The sequence below is a fragment of the Streptococcus sp. S784/96/1 genome, assembly GCF_902729355.1.
In the GTDB taxonomy this organism is placed as follows: domain Bacteria; phylum Bacillota; class Bacilli; order Lactobacillales; family Streptococcaceae; genus Streptococcus; species Streptococcus caledonicus.
Window position 1 is genome coordinate 1 of sequence record NZ_CACVCC010000084.1, and the last position, 528, is coordinate 528.

Sequence of the window (528 nt, forward strand, 5' to 3'; positions counted from 1 at the left end):
ATAACAAGAAGCGAATTCGTCGCTTAATGCGTATCCTTGGTATCTCATCAATTATCCGTCGTTCTCGAGGCTATTGCACGAAGACTAGTTTTGTGACTATCGAAGAGAACATTCTTAATCGAGAGTTTACAGCTCAGTCACCTAATCAAAAATGGTGTACAGATGTGACTTTTTTACAGTATGGACGAGGTTGTAAAGCTTATTTAAGTGCTATTAAAGACCTTTATGACGGCTCTATCGTGGCTTACCATATCAGTAATCCTCTTGTCATGGAGAAACCTAAGAAAGGCTATGGAAGCTAATCCAGATGCCGCACCAATCATCCACAGCGACAGAGGAAGTCAATACACTTCACGGAAATACCGGATGGTAACGCCCCAATATCAGATGACACGCTCTATGTCACGAGTTGGTAAATGCATTGACAATGCGCCAATTGAGAGTTTCTTTGGTCATTTTAAGACGGAGTGTTATGACTTGAAGGCTTACAAGACATTTGAGGAATTAGTTTATGATATTGATGACTAT

General features: G+C 40.3%; 1 pseudogene. It reads left to right on the top strand.

From position 1 onward, the window contains the following. Window positions 1-528 (top strand): annotated as a pseudogene (locus GZ996_RS11685) (IS3 family transposase); the annotation flags it as partial.